Origin of the sequence: Halobacillus mangrovi (assembly GCF_002097535.1) — a bacterium.
In the GTDB taxonomy this organism is placed as follows: Bacteria; Bacillota; Bacilli; order Bacillales; family Halobacillaceae; genus Halobacillus; species Halobacillus mangrovi_A.
The window spans coordinates 2,089,498-2,110,643 of the sequence record NZ_CP020772.1 but is presented as its reverse complement, the minus strand read 5'-3'; the positions used below and the strand labels follow the sequence as shown (position 1 = coordinate 2,110,643).

Genomic DNA, 21,146 nt, shown 5'->3' with positions numbered 1-21,146 from the left:
CGGTTTCACACCTAGCTAATAGCATACATAAAAGTAGGGTGATGTTCAACCCCGAGTAGTTCTATTTTTTAAACTTTGAATAACGCGAAACCCGTCCGATTTTTTCCCCTTTATTTTAAAAGGAAGGATATTCACTATCGCCAGGTATGCGTTAAACAAAAAAAATAGCATAACTGGGTTTGTCCGCATCAAGGGAGGTGTGATAAAAAGAAATAAAAAAACGACAGCATTGAGAAGCGGACCTCCAAGACAGATCAAGGCTTTTTCTCGATCACTAAACGGATCTTCACGCTCATTTATAGAATGAGCACCATGAAATAGGAGGCATCGAATAGAGATTCTTACCCTTCCGAACTTTCCTTTAATTAACGGAAACCCATATCCTAGATTAATGTAACTCTGTTCCGCTCGAAAAATTTGGGCAGTAAGAACATGGCCTAGTTCATGAATAAAAAGACTAAGGGGTGCCACTGCAAAAATCAACAGTAAAAAAGTGACAAGCATTCGTCTAGTCTTTCAGGACTTACTTATTCTTCTACTCTTACGCGCTGCATTACATCACCCGCACGTACACGGTCCACAGTATCTACTCCCTCTACGACTTTACCAAACACTGTGTGTCGGCCGTCTAAATGAGGCTGTGGAGAATGGCATACGAAGAATTGGCTGCCCCCTGTATCTCTTCCAGCATGAGCCATAGACAATGTTCCACGTTCATGTTTATGCGGATTGCCTTCTGTTTCACACTTAATTGTGTACCCAGGACCACCTGTTCCATTTCCTTTAGGACAACCACCCTGAATTACAAAATCAGGAATAACACGGTGGAAAGTCAGACCGTCATAAAATTCACTGTTTGCAAGTTTTTCGAAGTTTGCCACAGTATTCGGTGCAGCTTCATCATATAGTTCAATCACCATTTTTTCTCCATTTTCAAACTCAATTGTTGCTTGTTTCATGTTTTGTTTCTCCTCTCTGCTGTTCATAAGATAAATCGTGTCTAGTCATCTCTTGGAACGTCTCTCTGCGGACGACCAATTGATGATGGCCGTTTTCGACAAATACGACGGCAGCTTTCTGGAAACGATTGTAATTATTCGCCATAGCATAACCATACGCTCCTGTGCTGAAAACTGCAAGTAAATCTTCGTGTTCCACTTTAGGGAGTTCCACATCCCATATTAGCATATCTCCTGATTCACAACACTTTCCAGCAACTGAATATTTCTTTTCTTTTGGATCATTCACTTTATCCGCCAATACTGCTTCATATCTGGCTTGGTACAGGGCTGGACGAATATTGTCTGTCATGCCTCCATCCACTGAGATGTAAGTTCTGACCCCAGGGATTTCCTTTATCGATCCTACCGTGTACAATGTGACTCCTGCTTCACCTACAATCGCCCTTCCAGGCTCGATCCAAATTTCCGGAAGTGGATAATTGGATTGTTCCGAGAGAGTCTTTATCTCTTTAATCAAGGCATGGGCATACTGATCAAGATCTAAAGGATCGTCTTCTTTTGTGTATTGAATTCCAAATCCCCCCCCGAGGTTGACCACTTCAGCCGTAAAATCAAAGCGGTCACGCCAATCCTCTAGAGTTGAAAACAGTTTTCTTGTAGCCATCTCAAATCCGCTTGTTTCAAAAATTTGAGAACCGATGTGACAATGAAGGCCTTTCATTTTAATCCTAGGATGATCGAGAACTTTAAGAAAAGCTTCTTCAGCTTGTCCGCTGGATAAATCAAATCCAAATTTAGAATCTTCTTGCCCTGTCAAGATATAATCATGCGTATGAGCTTCGATTCCAGGAGTTACCCTTAATAGCACATCTATCTCACTGGTTCTCTCTTCGAGAATGGCATCAAGCAGCTCAATTTCATAAAAGTTGTCGACGACAATACAACCTATATGGTGCTTAACGGCCATTTCCAGTTCCGAAATACTCTTATTGTTGCCATGCATGTGAATTTTTTCCACAGGGAATCCTGCTTCAAGGGCTGTATGTAGTTCCCCCCGTGATACGACATCGAGACTAAGCCCTTCCTGATGAGCCACTTGAAGCATGGCTATCGAGGAGAATGCTTTACTTGCATAGGCCACTTGTGCAGGAACGTTATGTTTTTTAAATGTCTCTATAAATGCACGTGCATTCGAACGGATTTGTCCTACATCATATACATACAAAGGTGTACCATAATGATCCGCTAAGTTTTTTGCTGAAACGCCACCGATCATCAGTTGCCCACCTTCATTCACCTCATAATTCATTCGTTCACCACCATCATTTTAAGTCTAAAGAAAAAGAAAATGCTCCTTATTATTAAGGAACATTTGTATTATTTGTTTTAATTTATCACATTGGTTAAAAAGGAGCAATACGCTACCTTTGGCGCTGGTTGTTCTGCGGATGGACGATGCTTGGGCGTACTTTCAAGGAAGGCATAGACATTCTTAATACAATTTGTATGGCTGCTTTTGCATTAAACGGCAAAAATGGCCACAAGTAAGGAGTGTTGAAGGACTTTGTGTGTGCAAGTAAAAGAATATAAGCTGTCATCCCAATTACTACTCCTTTGATACCGAAGAACGCAACAAATATAACCATCGCGACTCTTGACATTTTGTTTGCTACAGAAAGTTCATAACTGGGGGTGGCATAAGATCCGATAGCGCTTACAGCTACATACAGAATGACCTCTGGAATGAACATTCCTACATCTATAGCGATCTGACCAATGAGAACGGCAGCGATCAAACCCATCGCTGTCGATAACGGGGTAGGTGTATGGATAGCAGCAATCCGGAGCATTTCCAACCCTAAATCAGCAAGCAGAATTTGGTAAATAACAGGAATGCTGCTCTCTTCATTAGGTCCGACAAAAGAAAGGGGCGCCGGAAGCAAATCAGGCTGCATCACAAATAGCAGCCACAAAGGCAACAGAAAAACTGAGGCGATTATCCCGAAAAACCTTACCCACCTGACAAACGTACCGACTGCCGGAGATTGTCTGAATTCTTCTGCATGCTGTACATGGTGAAAATAAGTGGTTGGCGTAATAATAGTACTCGGCGAAGTGTCTACCATAATAAGTACGTGTCCCTCAAAAAGATGGGACGCCGCTACATCCGGACGTTCCGTATACCTTACGAGAGGAAAAGGATTCCGTCCTTGATGAACTAAATATTCTTCCAGGGTTTTGTCCGCCATAGATAACCCGTCAATATCGATATTCTTAATTTCTTCTTTAATTAACTCTATAAGACCAGGGTCAGCTACGTCCTGGATATAAGAGAGACAGATGTCCGTTTTTGACCTACTTCCCACTTGCATGATTTCATGACGCAGACGCTCATCGCGAATTCTTCTCCTTGTAAGGGCAGTATTTTCAATAATGTTTTCCGTGTACCCGTCCCTAGATCCACGAATAACTTTCTCTGTATCAGGCTCTTCGGGTGTACGGCCAGGGTAAGAACGAACATCTACAATAAAGGCCTCTGTATGCCCTTCGACGAATATAACGATCAGCCCTGACAGCAATTGAGTGATACATTTGTCAATCGAAGTAACGACTTCTACTTGTTGATGAGGTATGTCGTTCTTAATATGCTGAAAGACATCTGTACTTTCATCGGTCCGTTCATTCATCTCGAACAACTGGCGCATTAATTCAACAATAATTGGCGTTTCGCATAACCCCGTAACATAATAAACGTTGACTTCGTGATCCAGGATAGTGAGAGTTCTAAACCCAATATCAAAAGATTGATCGACCCCAATCCGTTCATTCATTATGTTTCTATTCTGTTCTAATTTCATTACAATCGGTGTGTCCGGCTGTTTACCAGGCATTGAGTTCAGTCCCTTCGTTCCTCTCTAACCTTTTGGTTTAAAGATGACGGCTACAATAAATCCAAATAATATGGCAGACGCAATACCAGCAGAGGTCAGCTCAAATATCCCTATAGCTATTCCGATAATACCGTGATCATCCGCCTGTTCCATGGCTCCATGAAGCAGGGAATGGCCGAAGCTTGTGATCGGAACAGTAGCACCCGCTCCAGCGAAATTAATTAGATTATCATATAGATCGAACGCATCCAACACAGCTCCAGCGACGACAAAAGATGACATCACGTGGGCCGGAGTAAGTTTAAAGTAATCTAGAAGGATTTGACCAATGACACAAATGCCTCCACCGACTACAAATGCCCAAACAAAATTCAATTTAATCGTCCCCTTTCGTTAACACAACGGCATGTGCAATACCGGGAATGGATTCCTTTTGCTGGATCATCGTAGGACTCATGAGAGCACCTGTTGCAACGACCAGTATCCGTTTATAGGTTCCTGCTTTCAGTTCATTGATCAACTTTCCATAAGTGACTACGGCTGAACAGGCACAACCACTTCCGCCGCTGAAAACGGGTTGATCTGAATGATATATTAAAAGGCCGCAATCCTGATGGACAGGAGTGATATCGTAGCCATCCTGTTCCATCATATCTCTAAGAATAGGTGTACCTACCGAGGAGAGATCACCCGTTGCGATTACATCGTAATCACTGGGAACACGGCCCATATCTTCAAGGTGGGTTTTAATCGTATCCCATGCAGCAGGAGCCATGGCTGACCCCATATCAAATGGATCCTTGATACTATAATCCATGACTTTACCAATGGTTGCTGCTTCTATTTGAATAGGAGATGGTGTAGTCGAGATAAGCGCCGATCCGCTACCTGTAACTGTAAAAGTGGCAGTTTTTGGTTTTTGACCACCATATTCCGTCGGGTATCTGAACTGACGCTCTGCAGTACAGTTATGAGAGCTGACCGCTACAAGTGCATTTTTTGCATAACCCGCTTCGACTAGAGCAGCTCCTGTTGCCAAAGTTTCCATACTTGTAGAGCAAGCTCCGAACATACCTAAAAGCGGAATCCCCAATTGCCTCGCTACATAGTTTCCCGTTACATTTTGGTTTAACAGGTCTCCCGCTAAAAATACATCAATATTAGATTCATCTACCCCTGCCTTTTGCAGACAAGAATGAACAGCATCTGTCATTAACCTTCTTTCTGCAAGCTCCCAGTTGGCTTCGTTACAATGAAGTTCATCATAAATTCGGTCAAACGTATCCTTTAAAGGCCCTTCTCCTTCAATAGGACCAACAGCCGTACCTGATGATTGCAGATAGACGGGATTTGTAAATGACCATGATTGTTTACCTGTCTTTGCCATGTTGTACTCCTCCTAATAAATAAGCGACCAAAGATAACGTAAAATTCCTAAAATATACGCAGCCACAACTCCAAATACAATTACTGAGCCCGCTAATTTAAACAGATTTGTGGCTACTCCCAGCACTAACCCTTCACTTTTGTGCTCAAGAGCAGCTGAAGTAATCGAATTCGCAAAACCTGTAACAGGGACGGCTGAGCCCGCTCCGGCAAATTGACCGAGCTTATCATAAACCCCAAATCCTGTTAATAACGCTGATATTAGAATAAGAGTTGCTACTGTAGGATTTCCTGCATCTTTTTCGCTATAATCAAACCAATGAACATACATTTCTGTAAGTAATTCCCCTAAAACGCAGATTAGACCACCTACAATAAATGCTTTAATCATGTTCATGAGGTAAGGGGGTTTAGGTTGATACGTTTTACTAACCTTTTCAAAATTTTTCTCATTCAATTGCTGCTTTCCCAATGACTTTTTCCTCCTTCTTAATATCAACTCTCACTTTTATGAGTTATCGTGTAAAAATCACCCATTGAAACAGTGAGCCGGCAATTTTACCAAGTACGAGTGCCATCAGAAGAGTAAATAAGAAACCATCTACTCCAATCCTCTTAAAAAGTAGAGGAAAGACATTCAATACTTCTGTCAGCGCCGCAGCAAGCATCCCAATAAATATGCCATGCAACAGCCCCCAGATAATTAATCCGAAATAGGTCACTTGAATAGGTATGTCACCAAAAGATAAATAGATGCCAAAGAGAACACCAAAGATGACGGCAGCCTCATAATGTCTCAGTTTCGACTCTGAATGGCTTAATTGCATAAGTCTCGGAACAATTCCCAGAACTGTTAAAAATGCCACAAAACCTGTCCCCACTGCAATTCCCGAAGCTAAACCGATAAGTGCCTCAACTATCCACATCCGTTTTTTCCACCTTGTTTTCTTTAATTGCTACATAATGATCCATGTCCTCCTGATAGTTGAAAATCTCTACTTCCATAGGACTAGGCTCCTCATTAAAACGTTTTTGGAACCAGTGATTAAAAAATAATATCATACCAATCCCTAGACCAATGGAATAAGGAATTTGAATCCACAGAGGGTGGTCTGACTCTTTACCAGTCAGCATGAAATGCAGTTTTTGCTGAACAGCACCCATACTTACGTCGTAATGAAAATTCATAATTGCCATGGCTGCACCAATAAACAGAAGCAGCCAAATAAGGCTGATTAGGATAAGAGAAGGCTCTCGTTTATGCTCTTCCACGTGGACGACACATTGGGTCGGACCGATCAGTTCAATTTCCAGCTGAGGATACTTTGTAAGGACTTGTTCAATAACCATAAATCCATCAATCACAACGATGTTCCTATCTTCGTCTGTGACCTCGTGCAGGATCATCTGCTCAAGTACAGGAACTTGTCGTTTAGGTCCTGTCACACGTGCAATGTCACCGAGTTTGATCATCGAAGAAGGCTGCACATAGATCGATTGTTTGATACGAATATATACAGGAGTCGCCATTGTTTTATTGCCTCCCGTTTTCAAAATTTCTTGCCTTTATTATGTGTGGATTGGAAAATAACATACAATTGGCAGCAAAGTTCTTGAAATCAAATAAACTAAAAAAAGCTGTGCCTAATTGGCACAGCTTTAACTCGAGTCGTTCATGGTTTGCTTCATGTCTGCTAATATTTTTTTCTCAAGGCGGGAAACTTGAACCTGTGATATACCTAATCGCTCTGCTACTTCTGTTTGAGTCTGATCTTTGTAGTATCTTAAATAGATGATCAGTCGTTCTCTTTTGTCCAGCTTGCTCATTACATCCTGCAAGGTGATCTGATCAAACCAATTGTTGTCTTCTTCAGCAATCTGATCAACTAATGTAATAGGGTCGCCTTCATTTTCGTAGACTGTTTCATATATCGATTGAGGACTTCGTCCAACTTCCTCCGCTTGGACGATTTCTTCTCTTGTCAGATCAAGCTCCTCCGCTAACTCATTTACCGTCGGTGAGCGCCCCAGCTTTTTCATCAATTCTTCTTTTTTTCCACGCACTTTGTGATTGAGTTCTTTTAAGCTTCTGCTGACTTTTACACTGCCATCATCTCTTATGAAGCGCTGAATTTCACCAATGATCATAGGTACGGCATACGTTGAAAAACGCACGTCATAACTTAAGTCGAATTTATCTATTGACTTCAGTAATCCTATGCATCCAATTTGATACAAGTCATCCTGATCATAGCCTCTTCTCAAATAACGCTGTACGACTGACCAAACGAGACGTGTATTTTTTTCTACTAAATAATCTCTCGCTTCCTGATCACCAGCCTGACTTTTTCTAATCAGTTCTTTGACGTCCTTATCTGTTAGTCGTTCCTTTGTTGTATCACTCATGATGCGGCCCTCAATTGCACAAGGCGCGGGTTGACGTTAACTGCTTCGTCATACGAACCGTTGTACCGGCCCCAGGCTCTGATTGAATATCCACCTTATCCATGAAATTTTCCATAATTGTAAAGCCCATCCCTGAACGTTCCCACTCAGGTTTTGAAGTGTACAATGGTTCTCTAGCCACATCAACATTCTCAATACCATGTCCTTCGTCTTTAATCACGATCTCAATTTGCTCATCTTCGATGGAACAATAGAGCATGACTTTCTGATCTTTACGATCTTCATAACCATGTATGATCGCATTCGTGACGGCTTCAGATACAACCGTCTTAATATCTGTCAACTCTTCCATCGTAGGATTGATCTGGCTGATAAAAGCAGCAACTGACACCCTGGCCAATGATTCGTTTTCACTCACACTTAAAAATTCAAGCGTCATTTCATTTCGCATGAAGCCACCCCCAGCATTTCTAAAGCAAAGGATTCATTGTCGACAAGCCTTACGATTTTGAACATTCCTGATAGATCAAATAGACGTTTCACTTCAGGAGAAATGGAACAAATAATCATTTCATTTCCTAAAGCCTGTACCTCTTTATATCTTCCTAACATGACGCCCAGTCCTGAACTATCCATAAACGTTAGCTTTTCTAAATTGACAATGACGTGATCTACATGGCTTCTTTTTAAATGTGACTGCCATTCTTCCCGAAGTTTGCTAGCCTCATGGTGATCAAGTTCCCCTTGAAGCCTGACGATCAATACATTTTCTCTAGTTACAAATTCTGAATGAAGACTCAATGGTTTTCCTCCTCTATCTAATAAGAGTCATTAAGTCTTTCGCACACTCAGATTGAATTTCCTTCCTTAAAACAATACTAGTGAAGAACTGCTAAAACTTCTGACCACTCGTCAAATTCCTCCATGAGCGCTGCCATAGTTCAAAGAAGCCTGCTTTATTCACCTTCCCTGATGTTTCCAGGCGAACTTTCGCTACTTCTCCTTCATTATTTTTAATGATCACCCAGCCCATATGAGTACCTTTATCCATAGGAAGTTCTTTGGAATTTGCAACCTTCAACTCAGTTTCGTACTGAACTTCTTTCTGGCTTTTCTTCTTCAAAATGACAACATCTTTTTCCGGTGAAAGTTTTACATCCCCAGGGTTACCACGAGTGATTTTAATGGTCTTCAACGTATCACCTTTTGAATGGAGCTTAACCCCTTCATATTGACCAAAACCGTAGTCCAGCAAGCTTGTAACATCCGCATTTCTATCTTTAGGAGTCTCTGCTCCCATTACAACAGCAATCATATGCATATCATCACGCTTGGCTGATGCAGTCAGACAATATTTTGCTTCAGAAGTGAACCCGGTTTTCAGACCGTCCATGCCAGGGTAAGTCTTAATTAATTTATTAGTATTAACAAGCCAAAATTCGTTTTCCTGGCCTTTTCTTAAGTAATCATCATAAATCTTCGTATACTCTGTTATAGCATCGTGCAAGAGCAATTCCCGTGCCATTACAGCCATATCGTGAGCTGTACTATAATGTCCATCTGCAGGTAGTCCAGTCGGATTTTCAAAATGAGTATTCTTCAAACCTAAAGATTTAGCTTTTTCATTCATTTGTTCTACAAATGCTTTTTCTGTACCTGCGATTCTCTCGGCTAAAGCTACACTTGCATCATTCCCAGAAGCAACTGCTACTCCTTTTAACAAGTCCTTAACTGCCATCTCTTCTCCGGCTTCAAGAAAAATTTGTGATCCACCCATCGAGGCTGCATGTTCACTTATCCGTACCATCTCATCCAATTTTAAATTTTCTTTTTCAAGTGCTTCCATAATTAATAGAAGTGTCATGACTTTTGTCATACTAGCTGGTGGTAATTTCTTATTTGAATCTTTCTCATATAGAGTCATGCCACTATTTTTCTCCATCAAAATTGCTGTTTTAGCAGAACGGACTAGCTCAGAGGAACCTTTCTCCTCCGCAAAACTTTGTAAAGGCTGAAATAATGTAAAAGTTAAAGTTAAAGCAAGCGTTAAACCGATGAATTTTCGCATTCTATTGACCTCCAATTAACTGTAAGTGAGCCTATTTTTCCCTTTCCTATCTCTTCTATACAAAATTTGGAGGAATAAACAGAAGCTAAATGACGCTCCTACATTAAAATTTCTTTACCAAAAACGAAAAAGACTCTGCTTTAGCAGAGCCTTGTATTTCCTATGTACGGTGCTTATTCTCTTCTTGTTTCAACCAATGACGTATCCCGCGACCAGCAAAAGGTTCTTCTTTAAATCTTGGAACTACATGTAAATGTGCATGAAAAATATGTTGGCCGCCTACATCCCCACAGTTGTAACCAATATTGTAACCGTCTGGGACCCATTCTCTATCAAGCCATTTCTTTACTTTTAACAGCATGGCTTGAGTGTCTACCCATTCTTCCATACTTAAATCAAAAACAGTAGGTTTATGAGTTTTAGGAATGATTAAGCCGGAACCTTTGAGTACACGCTGATCTTTTTGCACAAATAAACAACTGTTATTTTCAAAAACCACCTGCTGCTCTTCATCTAATTCTGGATGACAAAAAACGCATTCTTTCATTCTTCTCCCCCCGTCTTACTCATACAATTACTTTATCATAAACAAAGATCAGGTGACTGGAATGTGAAAAAAGTCTCGGCTGAAGCCGAGACTTTCACTACTATTATTTGATGATATTATGAATCAAAGTTGGTTTTTCTACTTTCTCCTCAGTGATCGCATATGCTTCTTGCACTTTTCCAATGGAGTCACTCGCGCTCTCTTCGTCACTGTGAAGGATGACAAGAGCTTCGCCTTCTTCAACTCTATCACCGATTTTTTTATTTAAAGTGATTCCGACACCGTGATTGATGACATCATCTTTTGTTGCACGACCTGCACCGAGGTACATAGCTGCAATTCCTATAGATTCGGCGTCAATCGCAGACACATAACCACTCTTGTTCGCTTTCACCTCAATATCATATTTCGCTTTAGGGAGCTTGTCTAAATCGTCGATCATGTTCACGTTTCCACCTTGAGACTCAATAAGCGTACGTAATGATTGGAAAGCCTTACCATTTTCAATATTAGCCTCAAGTGCCTGGTATGCTTCCTCATAGGTGCTAAACACCTCTGCAAGCACTGCCATATGAGAGGCAATCTCCAATGAAAGCTTTCTTAGGTCCTCAACATTCTTACCTTGAAGAATTTCCGCCGCTTCTCTGATTTCATTAGCATTTCCAACTTCAAATCCAAGTGGCTGGTTCATATCACTAATGACAGCAACCGTATTACGTCCCAGGTTATTGCCGATATTAACCATCTCACGCGCAAGGTTTTCAGAATCATCTAGCGTCTTCATAAATGCGCCTGAACCTGTTTTAACATCTAGTACAATACTGTCTGCTCCTGAAGCCAACTTCTTACTCATAATTGAACCGGCGATCAACGGAAGAGAATCAACTGTTCCCGTAACGTCACGTAAAGCGTAAAGCTTTTTATCCGCTGGAGCCAAATTTCCTGTTTGACCTGCGACTGCTAATTTATGCTTATTCACGTTCTCAATAAACTTCTCTTTTGTCATCTCGATTTGAAGGCCTTCAATGGACTCCAGCTTATCTAGCGTTCCACCAGTATGACCAAGACCGCGACCTGACATTTTCGCTACAGGTATGCCAACTGATGCCACAAGTGGACCAACGATAAACGTAACTTTATCCCCTACACCACCTGTAGAGTGTTTATCTACCTTATGTCCTTTAATAGCGGACAGGTCAATGGTTTCTCCAGAGTCAACCATTGCTTGTGTCAACGTGGCTGTCTCCTCTTGAGTCATGCCCTGGAAATAAATCGCCATCGTAAGAGCAGAGGCTTGATAATCAGGTATATCCCCTTTGGTGTACCCTTCAATAAAGAAATAGATTTCCTCTTTAGTTAATTCCCCGCCATCTCTTTTTTTGACGATGATGTCGTACATTCTCATCTGATTCACCCTTTACTGTTTGTTTTATGCCGGCAATGTCATCAATGCTTCTTTTACAAAATTCAAGAAATCTTCTCGAACTTGTGCTGTGGTTTCGATTACTTCATCATGAGTGAGTGGTTGATCGAGAATTCCTGCAGCCATATTCGAGATACAAGAGATTCCGAGAACACGGAGCCCTGCATGATTGGCCACCATAACCTCAGGAACTGTAGACATACCTACTGCGTCACCGCCAAGCGTACGAAGCATACGGATCTCCGCTCCCGTCTCATAAGCAGGGCCGGTATTTCCTACATATACACCTTGCTGGACTTTTAAGTTAAGTCGCTCAGCACTTTGCTTGGCATGGTCAATAAGAGCTCGATCATACGCTTCTGACATGTCAGGAAAGCGCGGCCCCATCTTTTCATCGTTAGGACCAATAAGCGGACTATCCCCCATATTATTAATATGGTCGGTAATGATCATCAAGTTACCAGGTTCAAATGCCTCATTAATTCCACCAGCAGCGTTCGTCACAAAGAGCGTTTCCACTCCTAGTTCTTTCATAACTCGTACAGGAAAGGTAACCTGCTGCATAGTATAACCTTCGTAATAGTGGAAACGGCCTTGCATCGCGATTACCTGACGCCCTTCAAGTTCTCCGATAACAAGCTGCCCCTTGTGTCCCGAAACAGTGGACTCAGGGAAATGTGGAATGTCCCCATAAACAATGGTAGTGGGATTAGTTATTTCATCAGCTAAAACCCCTAAACCTGAACCTAAAATCAACCCAACAGTTGGTTCTGTATTAATTTGTGTTTGAATAAAATCAGCTGCTTCTTTTACTTTTAATTGGTACATGTTTACCTCACCCCTAATTGATTTCGTTTAAAAAACTTTTGCCATGCTCAGGCATTTGAATGGAGAAGTTTTCTGAAACGGTTGCTCCGATGTCAGAAAATGTCTGCCTTTGCTCTAACTCTTGGCCTTTCTGTATTCCATTATGATAGACAAGTAGTGGTACAAGTTCTCTTGTATGGTCAGTACCATGGTGAACGGGGTCGTTTCCATGATCGGCTGTAATGATAAGTAAATCATCGTCTTGCATCTTATCTAAAACTTCAGGGAGTCGCTCATCATACGCTTCTAATGCTTCTCCATATCCTTGTGGATCACGGCGGTGACCATATTTTGCATCAAAATCGACAAGGTTTAAAAAGCTCATTCCCTTGAAGTCTTTATCCATAGACTTCACGAGCTGATCCATTCCATCCATGTTATCTGTTGTGCGTATAGCTTCCGTAACCCCTTCTCCGTCGTAAATATCGGAAATCTTACCTAAGGCAATTACATCAAGACCGGCATCTTTCATTTCGTTCATAACTGTACGTCCAAATGGTTTAAGGGCATAGTCATGACGGTTCGAAGTACGTTCAAACGCTCCCGGCTTTCCTACAAATGGGCGAGCGATGACACGGCCAATCATGTATTTCTCATCAAGTGTCAATTCACGGCACAGCTCACAAATCTCATAGAGTTCCTCTGGAGGGATCACCTCTTCATGGGCAGCAATTTGCAACACCGAATCCGCAGATGTATAAATAATCAAATCACCCGTATTCATGTGGTGCTCGCCCAATTCTTTAATAATCTCTGTACCTGAGGCTGGTTTATTTCCAACAATATCTCGTCCAGTTTTTTCTTTAATCTCCTTTAATAATTCATCGGGGAAACCGTCTGGAAACGTACGGAATGGCTGATCAATGTAAAGCCCCATGATTTCCCAGTGACCTGTCATTGTATCCTTCCCATTTGAAGCTTCGACCATTGTCGTGTAATGAGCTCCAGGGCTTTCAGCTGCGTCAATACCTTTGATTTTTCTGATATTACTTAAACCTAACGCTCCCATGTTCGGCATCTTAAGTCCTCCCATGTGATCGGCAATATGGCCTAAGGTATCCGCTCCTTTATCATCAAATCTCTCTGCGTCAGGAGCTTCGCCGATTCCGACTGAGTCCATAACCACTAAAAATACGCGTTTAAATTGTTTCATAATCGATACCTCCTAAAATTTACTTTCCCACTTCTTCTGAATTTTACGCTCACCATTAAGTTGTAGGATGTCAGACAACTAAAAATGCAAAAAAGTGTTTACGCTCGAGGATGGTACGAGCGATAAACATCTTTTAGACGTGTCTTTGTCACGTGGGTATATATTTGTGTAGTTGAAATATCTGCATGTCCTAACATTTCTTGTACAGCTCTTAAATCAGCACCATTCTCCAGAAGGTGCGTGGCAAATGAATGCCTAAGTGTATGGGGGGTAAGATCTTTCTTTATCCCCATATCAACAGCAACCGCTTTCAGAACCTTCCAAAAACCTTGTCTTGTTAATCGATTGCCGTGATGATTAACAAATAACTCTTCTGTTCGCTTCTGCTTTACAAGCTCTCCCCGGCCCATTTCCAAATACAGCTCAACAGCTTCCTTAGCCATATCTCCTAAAGGTATAATACGTTCCTTAGAACCTTTTCCTAAGCACCTGACAAACCCCATTGTCAAATGTAGATCACTGACCTTTAATGAAACCAGCTCTGTTACTCGTAGACCTGTAGCGTACAACATTTCAAGCATTGCCTTATTTCTTGCAGACAGCGCATCCTTTGCGTGAATATTTAGAAGCTTATCCACTTCATCGGAAGACAATACTTTAGGTAATTTCCGCTCTTTTTTAGGTGTCTCTATATGTAAACTAGGGTCCTGGCTTGCTCTTTGTTCTCGAATCAAGAACTGATGATAGAGACGAATAGAAGAAAGCAACCTTGCTATTGTGGCAACCGAGCGTCCTTTATCATTCAAATTATGAAGATACTGCATAATATGGGTTCTAGTTACAGACTCCCAATTTGAAATCGATGCCTCTTGTTGAAGAAAACTTTTATATTGGGTCAGATCCCGTTTATAGGATTGAATAGTGTTGGGTGATAATCCCCGTTCTACAGTTAAATAGTGAAAAAAATCTTCTAATGCATCTTGCATCTTCCACCTACTCTCCTAAACGAAAGAATATCGACAATCGATCCGTCCATTGTTGTTCGACTGGCTGGTACACCTTGACAGCCGACCCACCTGGAGGATCATACCGATGTTGCCTTTCGTATTCTTCATGTACAAGTCTTAAAGCAAAGTAAAACACACACGTACATATGGTAAAAACAATGAGGACTTTAATTAAATCCTTCATATTCCGTGCCAGGTGTGTCATAACCTTTCTCTCCTTTTACAAGCTATTTGTAAAAGGATATGCCCAAAAAGCAAGGGATTATACATGAGAATCATTACGATTCTGATAGTCAAAATGCTAGAGTTGTAGGAACAACTGTTGCATCTAGGATAAACGTACACGATTTCATTCCTTTTGTAAATAGAAATGGGTTAGAATCAATTAGAAGCTAGTAGAAACCATGAACAAAAAATAAAAAGCCACTATGTATAATAGCGGCATTCGATTCATTCTTCATTCTGTTTGGATGGGGATGCGGTGACCGCTTGCTTCTGACACACACGGCAAATACCGTGAAATGTTAAACGATGGTCTTTTACCTCAAACCCCCACTGATTTTCAACAAGATTTTCTACGTCACCTAATAAATCCTCTTCAATTTCTTCAACGGAACCACATTCAATACAAACTAAATGATGATGAAAATGTGTAGCTCCTTCTTTTCTAAGGTCATACCGGGAAACTCCGTCACCGAAGTTGATTTTGTCTACGACTTTTAGTTCTGTTAATAGCTCCAGTGTACGATATACAGTAGCCAGACCGATTTCGGGTGCTTTCTCTTTTACGAGGAGGTAAACATCTTCTGCACTCAAATGATCTTCTTCGTTTTCCAAAAGCACTCGGACCGTAGCTTCCCTTTGGGGTGTTAACTTATAGCTCTGGGAATGCAACTGTTTTTTAATTTTCTCTATACGATGCTCCATTCGCTCGTCCCTCCCTCGTAATACCAACTTAATTATAATCAGAGACAGAACGAGTGTCAAATTATAATTATTATAATCTATTATTTATAATTGATACATTTTAGTAACCACTATTAATTATATAGCCAGCGCAATACGTATTCCAGGATGGTATTTGAAAAAAACACCTCTATGATGGAAGAAAATAATAAGACAACTAACAAAATGCCAAACCAGGCGCTATACCTTGTGAAAGCCTTCAATAACGGTTGATGAACTCTTCTGATAAACAACTGCTTACATAAAGTCAGAGAGAAAATAAGGGCTAGAGATCCTGCAATTAAGTATGCTGGGATAATAATCAGATTTTGAGGAGCGATGGATACAGAGGATATTAAGAGTCCATACCATCCCATCTGATTAACTAGGAAGCCAACGGAAAATCCGATTACTAAGCCTTTAATGAAGAGTAATACGGTAATTATCGGCATTCCTATGATTGAAATGCCTAATAAAAAGAGGAGCAAAAGATATTTTACATGATAAAGCATACTGTCTTTCCAGAGAACCGTTTTTGGTGTTCCATCCATTTCGATATTCTGCATAAAAAACTGCTTTAGATAAAAGAACAGATCCTGTTTTTGTACAAAATTCATACTGTTTACAATGACCGCACCAAATACCATCCCCATAATAAATAGCACAAAAATGAAGACGAATATGTTTGTGTGGCTTTGTAGATCGTTTTTTACCGTTCGAATTCCCTGCTGCATTGAATTCCACCCTTTCTCATAACCGGTCTATGACCAATCTATGAGAAAGAGAGAAAAAGTAGACCAACTTCAATCATAATTCAGGAGAACTTTCCCATACTTTCCCCCACCACCCGGTTGGAATCGTAGCTTGCCAACCCTCATGGCAAGGATGAAGTCAGCCACCTTTTCATTAACGACTGTGACTAATTCGCTGTACGGGATCCGATGGATAATATCCATCTCAGAGGTAAATGATTCTAGTAAACGTTCATAGGTTTTCTTTCCGACCCCTGGTAAAGAGGATAAGGGAACTTGGTAATAGTAATCTGGTCGTGTGCGCTGTTGTCCCTTCATGTTACTTAATTCGCGAATCCTTTCCGATACACCTTTCACTATTTTTGCAGAACCACATGATGGGCATTTTTCACCCGCTAGTATTAAGGTGGTTAAACAATCTGCGCATACAGTGAGGTGGTATTTGCCCATCTGCGGGTTCAATCCATAGTTGGCAGTCACTCCCCTGCCGCCTTCTCCTTTGAGAGCACGTTTAAGCTCCTTGAACGTCTTTTCTTTCATGAGAATCTCTTGATACTCTCTTGCTAGATTCCGAAGTGAGTGAGCATCAGAATTGGTTAAGTAAGTGTAAGATTCTAACTCCGCAATCTGATTTGCCATATCACGATCTGCACTTAACCCTAATTCTACAGCATCAATACGATTAGGGTCGAAAACTTCTGTAAGCGAGTGACTGACTCCTTTACCATACAGGCTTTTAAATGGGGTGAAAATATGGGCAGGAATAAACAATCCTCCGTTAGCTTTTACATAGTCCTGTAACTCTTTGGCTGTTCCATAGAAACGTTGAGTACTTAAAAAAACGTTTTTCATTCTTTCCTTTAACCAAAGAGAAAATTTCTCCATACTCTCAATAGAAGGAAAATAACATAACACATGAATCGGTCCTTTACATGCATCATCATAGATTTCAATTTCAGACCCTAGTATTAGGACTGTATCTTCGTATTTAATTCCTCCGTCGGCTAATTCTACAGCTTTCCCATGTCCAATCAAATATTTCAGCTCTTCTTGCACAGCGGGGGACTGGGCATCAATAGTCCCCACCATATCGAGACCTTTCCTTCTACTTGCTTCTTTAACAATATTCGTAACGGTCAACGAATTTGAGCCGGTAATTTTCACCGGTCTACCATCCCAATCCCTTCCGATATGAATATGAAGATCTGCAAAGTAGCGCAAAAAACTCATCTTTGCTGCCTCAATTTTAGGTAAAGCAGAGCGTAAGCCGTTTTTGCATCGTGGATTCTTTGTTCACGTTCAAGCTGCTCTGCTTCCTCAAGGGTAAGTTCCAAGAGATCAACAAATTCATCTTCATCCCCTGGTGGTGTCTCTTCAAGAGGTTTCACATGCTCCGTAAAATACAAATGAACAATCTCATCCGCAAATCCGGGTGAAGTATAAAATGATGTCAGAAATTGAAGGTGATCCGTCGTATAACCCGTTTCTTCCTCTAGTTCTCTTAAAGCACAGGTTTTAGGTTCTTCTCCTTCTTCAAGTTTTCCTGCAGGGATTTCTATCAGACTTTTTTCCATTGGCTTACGGTATTGTTCTACGCAGATCAATTTCCCTTCTTCAGTCAAAGCAATGACCGCTACCGCTCCGGGGTGTTTAATCAATTCTCGTTTAGATGTATTCCCATCGGGTAAAGTAACACTGTCAATATTTAATTGCACAATCTTCCCCTTATAAATGGTTTCCGTTTCATATGTTTTCTCTTCAAATTTTTTCATTTTATATCCACCTTCCCGAACAATCTATCGCCATTTTATCATAGGACTGGATGTAACAGAGAAAATTTCGATATGCTTGGGGAGAGGTTTCTTAGAAAGGATGATCTTAATGAACAAACGCCAGCTAGGACATTCAGAATTATTTGTATCAGAAATCAGTTTAGGATGCATGTCCTTAGGAACGGACCGTGACAAAGCAAAATACATCATTGAACGCGCTCTTGATGCAGGGATTAATTATTTGGACACTGCAGATCTGTATGACTTCGGCACCAATGAAAAAATTGTTGGTGAAGCCATTAAAGGCAGACGAGAAGACATAATCCTTGGAACAAAAGTTGGAAATAACTTTACTCCTGGGCAAGAGGGATGGACATGGGATCCATCAAAAAAACATATTAAACGAGGGGTCAAAGACAGTTTGCAGCGTCTTAGCACTGATTATATCGACCTGTATCAGCTGCATGGCGGTACGATTGATGACCCAATTGAAGAAACGATTGAAGCGTTTGAAGATTTGAAACAGGAAGGTCTGATTCGAGAATATGGGATCTCCTCCATTCGCCCGAATGTTATTCGAAGATTCGTAGAAAAATCCAATATAGCCAGTGTTATGATGCAGTATAATGCTCTTGATCGGAGACCTGAAGAGGAAATATTAGATTTGCTTTCAGATAATAACATTGGTGTACTGGCAAGAGGACCTTTGGCGAAAGGAATGCTATCTTCAAACGGACATAAAAAATCACAGGAAAAAGCACAAAATGGATTTTTGGAATACAGCTATGAAGAAATCCAATCAATTACTAGAAAGTGGCAGGATTATGGAAGTGAAGACCGCACTCCGACAGCATTGGCTCTTCAATATGTCCTTCATCATCCCGCAATGGCTTCAGCGGTATTCGGGGCAAGTTCTTTAGAGCAGCTTGAAGAGAATCTCACCTATTTAAAGGCTGCACCACTTACGGAACAAATCTTTGGTGAGATCCAAACGATGACGTCCCCGATTACTTACCAAAAACATCGGTAAACTTAAAGAGCGAGTTCCAGGCTGGAGCTCGTTCTTCTTTTTATTAAGCTTTCCAAGTATCCTGTAGAACACGAAGCCAATTATCCATGCTCACTTTTTTTAGCTCCCTGGTGGTGAGACCTTCCTTCTGCAGATGGTCCAGTAATCCAGGGACTCCTCTAACATCTTCTATCTTGCTTGGTATCGTTGTTCCATCAAAGTCTGATCCAAGAGCTACATGTTCAATCCCAATACGGTCTGCAATGTAATGAATATGCTTTGTGATTTCATCCATAGAAACATTGGCATCAATTTTTCCATCCTGGCTTAGCATATTCAAACTGTAAGTAACACCAATGACTCCATTCGATTGACCTATGGCATCAATTTGTTGATCCGTCAAATTCCTAGATATGGGACAGAGTGCATGCACATTTGAGTGAGTAGCAACCAGCGGAGCATTTGTAATACCTGCGAGGTCCCAGAAACCTTTTTCGTTTATATGGGAAAGGTCCAGCATAATGCCCAACTTATTACATTTTTCAACCAATTGTTTTCCTTTATTTGTAAGACCTACTCCTGTATCAGGTGAAGAAGGGAAATGATAGGGCACGCCTTCCCCGAAAATATTCGGCCTGCTCCACACAGGTCCCAGTGACCGAACTCCTTTATCAAAATAAGTGTAAAGAGCCTTGAAATCAGGATCAATGGATTCTGCCCCTTCAATATGAAGAACACCAGCAATAGTACCTTCATTCACGTACTTGAGTAATTCCTCTTTATTACTCACGAACTTAAGTGCTCCTTGAGAGTTTTGCTCTGCTTGTAGTAGGAGGTTTAGCATGTAATCGGTGTACTGGTGTGCATAATGATGGTCACATGGTTCAGAAAGAGGCAGCTGATATCCTTCCGCTGTTTGATAGTCTTCTATTTGAGGAAAAACGGATCGATCAGGAGTGTATATAGCAAAAAAACCTCCGGCAAACCCTGCTTCCATAGCTCTAGGAAGATCAAGATGAGCGGATCTATCTCCTTTTAAAAAGCGCTTTATTCCATTTTTTTTCACTTTTATAACTGTATCATTGTGTCCATCTATGAATTTCATTTTTTCTCCCCCTTAAAAAATATCTCTATCTTTAATTAGAACAATTGACTATCATTATCTATCCTTATATTAGGAGAATCAGTCTCTATATTAACTTTATGGAATTATTTTCAAGATCAAACATACATATTGTAAAAAGAATTAAAAAACTTTTCGACAAGATTTTCATGATAGATTAGAAAAAAGGAGTGATTCGACCTCAAATTACGTGCCATTCGACAAAATTCCTTCAGAACCTTATCGTGCACCATTGATAACTCGAACATTGTAGAAAGTTTTGTGGTTTACGGTTGATGAAATGACGGTATATGCTAAGTAATAGTAAGAGATATTCGTTCATCCTGTCATGGCCAGTACTTTATCCCATTATTAGGAGGAGAGAGAAGTGAAAATTAAAGCAGGTATCTGGTGTAGGCTGACAACCAAAGATAAAATGATCTTGTTAAAAGCCATGAGCCAGCAATCTCTTTTGAAAAGTGCTTAAGTATGCCATGTGACCGAACTTATAGCTATCTATATTGTACTTTAATACTTATGTAACTAATTATTTTATGGAATATAATAATCAATCCCATCAATCTAAATTATACGGTCTATTATTGAATTCGATAAAAAATTTAAGAAACCTCTTATATGGCAAATTGTGTAGTAAGGACTCCCCAAAAGTTACATATTTTTTGGGGATAACCTCCACAATCCTGATGCACAATCCTATTTATGTCCCCACTCCCCTTCAACGGAAGAGGCGGCCTTCTCGGCTGCCTCTTTTTTTATTTTCTATAAACCTTTTGAAATTTCAGGTAATGCTTAAAGAAAAACCTGAGCTATGGTCATTCTTGAAACCAATTTAAAC

General features: G+C 40.7%; 25 protein-coding genes. 1 reads left to right on the top strand and 24 read right to left on the bottom strand.

From position 1 onward, the window contains the following. Positions 1–45: 45 nt before the first annotated feature. From HM131_RS21315 to HM131_RS10155, 23 genes are all read right to left on the bottom strand, one after another. Positions 46–504, bottom strand: a complete 459-nt coding sequence (locus tag HM131_RS21315; protein WP_085029670.1) for a site-2 protease family protein — start codon at positions 502–504, stop codon at positions 46–48. A gap of 23 nt (positions 505–527) precedes the next feature. Next, positions 528–959: a peptidylprolyl isomerase gene (locus HM131_RS10260; protein ID WP_085029669.1), complete on the bottom strand. Its 432-nt coding sequence runs from the start codon at positions 957–959 to the stop codon at positions 528–530. After that, positions 940–2,271 (bottom strand): diaminopimelate decarboxylase, encoded by a 1,332-nt coding sequence (gene lysA, locus HM131_RS10255; protein WP_085029668.1) that lies wholly within the window; start codon positions 2,269–2,271, stop codon positions 940–942. Before lysA ends, HM131_RS10260 begins: the two co-directional genes overlap by 20 nt. 112 nt (positions 2,272–2,383) lie before the next feature. Next, a complete protein-coding gene (locus tag HM131_RS10250) occupies positions 2,384–3,853 on the bottom strand; it encodes a spore germination protein (protein ID WP_085029667.1) in 1,470 nt (489 codons plus the stop codon). Positions 3,854–3,877: 24 nt separating this feature from the next. After that, a complete protein-coding gene (spoVAE, locus tag HM131_RS10245; protein ID WP_085029666.1) occupies positions 3,878–4,228 on the bottom strand; it encodes a stage V sporulation protein AE in 351 nt (116 codons plus the stop codon). Between the two features lies 1 nt (position 4,229). After that, positions 4,230–5,240, bottom strand: coding sequence for a stage V sporulation protein AD (gene spoVAD / locus HM131_RS10240; protein WP_085029665.1), 1,011 nt, complete (start codon positions 5,238–5,240; stop codon positions 4,230–4,232). A gap of 12 nt (positions 5,241–5,252) precedes the next feature. Then, positions 5,253–5,696 carry a stage V sporulation protein AC gene (spoVAC, locus tag HM131_RS10235; protein ID WP_408607132.1) on the bottom strand — a complete coding sequence of 148 codons (444 nt, stop codon included), beginning with the start codon at positions 5,694–5,696 and terminating at the stop codon, positions 5,253–5,255. Between the two features lie 58 nt (positions 5,697–5,754). Next, complete coding sequence (locus HM131_RS10230; protein ID WP_085029663.1) at positions 5,755–6,165, bottom strand: stage V sporulation protein AB; 411 nt, start codon at positions 6,163–6,165, stop codon at positions 5,755–5,757. Beyond that, positions 6,152–6,769, bottom strand: a complete 618-nt coding sequence (locus HM131_RS10225) for a stage V sporulation protein AA (protein WP_085029662.1) — start codon at positions 6,767–6,769, stop codon at positions 6,152–6,154. The genes HM131_RS10230 and HM131_RS10225 overlap by 14 nt, the downstream gene beginning before the upstream one ends. Positions 6,770–6,898: 129 nt before the next feature. Then, a complete protein-coding gene (gene sigF / locus HM131_RS10220; protein WP_085029661.1) occupies positions 6,899–7,645 on the bottom strand; it encodes an RNA polymerase sporulation sigma factor SigF in 747 nt (248 codons plus the stop codon). Positions 7,646–7,655: 10 nt separating this feature from the next. Further along, positions 7,656–8,096 carry an anti-sigma F factor gene (gene spoIIAB, locus HM131_RS10215; protein WP_085029660.1) on the bottom strand — a complete coding sequence of 147 codons (441 nt, stop codon included), beginning with the start codon at positions 8,094–8,096 and terminating at the stop codon, positions 7,656–7,658. Beyond that, the gene (gene spoIIAA, locus HM131_RS10210; protein WP_085029659.1) at positions 8,081–8,446 is read right to left on the bottom strand and encodes an anti-sigma F factor antagonist; all 366 of its coding nucleotides are present in this window, start codon (positions 8,444–8,446) and stop codon (positions 8,081–8,083) included. Before spoIIAA ends, spoIIAB begins: the two co-directional genes overlap by 16 nt. A 91-nt stretch (positions 8,447–8,537) precedes the next feature. Then, positions 8,538–9,713, bottom strand: coding sequence for a D-alanyl-D-alanine carboxypeptidase family protein (locus HM131_RS10205; protein WP_085029658.1), 1,176 nt, complete (start codon positions 9,711–9,713; stop codon positions 8,538–8,540). 160 nt (positions 9,714–9,873) lie between these two features. Next, positions 9,874–10,260 carry an HIT family protein gene (locus HM131_RS10200; protein ID WP_085029657.1) on the bottom strand — a complete coding sequence of 129 codons (387 nt, stop codon included), beginning with the start codon at positions 10,258–10,260 and terminating at the stop codon, positions 9,874–9,876. Between the two features lie 103 nt (positions 10,261–10,363). Further along, positions 10,364–11,665, bottom strand: coding sequence for a pyrimidine-nucleoside phosphorylase (locus HM131_RS10195; protein ID WP_085029656.1), 1,302 nt, complete (start codon positions 11,663–11,665; stop codon positions 10,364–10,366). Positions 11,666–11,689: 24 nt separating this feature from the next. Then, on the bottom strand, positions 11,690–12,511 hold the full coding sequence (locus tag HM131_RS10190) for a purine-nucleoside phosphorylase (protein ID WP_085029655.1): 822 nt from the start codon (positions 12,509–12,511) through the stop codon (positions 11,690–11,692). A 13-nt stretch (positions 12,512–12,524) separates the two neighbouring features. Further along, the gene (deoB, locus tag HM131_RS10185; protein WP_085029654.1) at positions 12,525–13,703 is read right to left on the bottom strand and encodes a phosphopentomutase; all 1,179 of its coding nucleotides are present in this window, start codon (positions 13,701–13,703) and stop codon (positions 12,525–12,527) included. Positions 13,704–13,801: 98 nt separating this feature from the next. Beyond that, positions 13,802–14,689: a site-specific tyrosine recombinase XerD gene (gene xerD, locus HM131_RS10180; RefSeq protein WP_085029653.1), complete on the bottom strand. Its 888-nt coding sequence runs from the start codon at positions 14,687–14,689 to the stop codon at positions 13,802–13,804. 7 nt (positions 14,690–14,696) lie between these two features. After that, on the bottom strand, positions 14,697–14,915 hold the full coding sequence (locus HM131_RS10175) for a YqzK family protein (RefSeq protein ID WP_085029652.1): 219 nt from the start codon (positions 14,913–14,915) through the stop codon (positions 14,697–14,699). Between the two features lie 245 nt (positions 14,916–15,160). Continuing rightward, positions 15,161–15,637 (bottom strand): ferric iron uptake transcriptional regulator, encoded by a 477-nt coding sequence (fur, locus tag HM131_RS10170; protein WP_085029651.1) that lies wholly within the window; start codon positions 15,635–15,637, stop codon positions 15,161–15,163. Positions 15,638–15,750: 113 nt separating this feature from the next. After that, positions 15,751–16,389 (bottom strand): stage II sporulation protein M, encoded by a 639-nt coding sequence (spoIIM, locus tag HM131_RS10165; protein ID WP_085029650.1) that lies wholly within the window; start codon positions 16,387–16,389, stop codon positions 15,751–15,753. A gap of 69 nt (positions 16,390–16,458) precedes the next feature. Then, a complete protein-coding gene (locus HM131_RS10160; RefSeq protein ID WP_085029649.1) occupies positions 16,459–17,637 on the bottom strand; it encodes an endonuclease Q family protein in 1,179 nt (392 codons plus the stop codon). Continuing rightward, entirely contained in the window at positions 17,634–18,179 is a 546-nt protein-coding gene (locus tag HM131_RS10155; protein WP_085029648.1) for an NUDIX hydrolase, read from the bottom strand. The genes HM131_RS10160 and HM131_RS10155 overlap by 4 nt, the downstream gene beginning before the upstream one ends. A gap of 109 nt (positions 18,180–18,288) precedes the next feature. On the opposite strand from HM131_RS10155, the gene HM131_RS10150 reads away from it, so the two are divergent. Further along, positions 18,289–19,209 (top strand): aldo/keto reductase, encoded by a 921-nt coding sequence (locus tag HM131_RS10150; protein WP_085029647.1) that lies wholly within the window; start codon positions 18,289–18,291, stop codon positions 19,207–19,209. A gap of 43 nt (positions 19,210–19,252) precedes the next feature. Here the strand turns inward: HM131_RS10150 and HM131_RS10145 are convergent, their stop codons facing one another. Beyond that, the gene (locus HM131_RS10145; RefSeq protein WP_085029646.1) at positions 19,253–20,293 is read right to left on the bottom strand and encodes a dipeptidase; all 1,041 of its coding nucleotides are present in this window, start codon (positions 20,291–20,293) and stop codon (positions 19,253–19,255) included. Positions 20,294–21,146 lie beyond the last annotated feature (853 nt).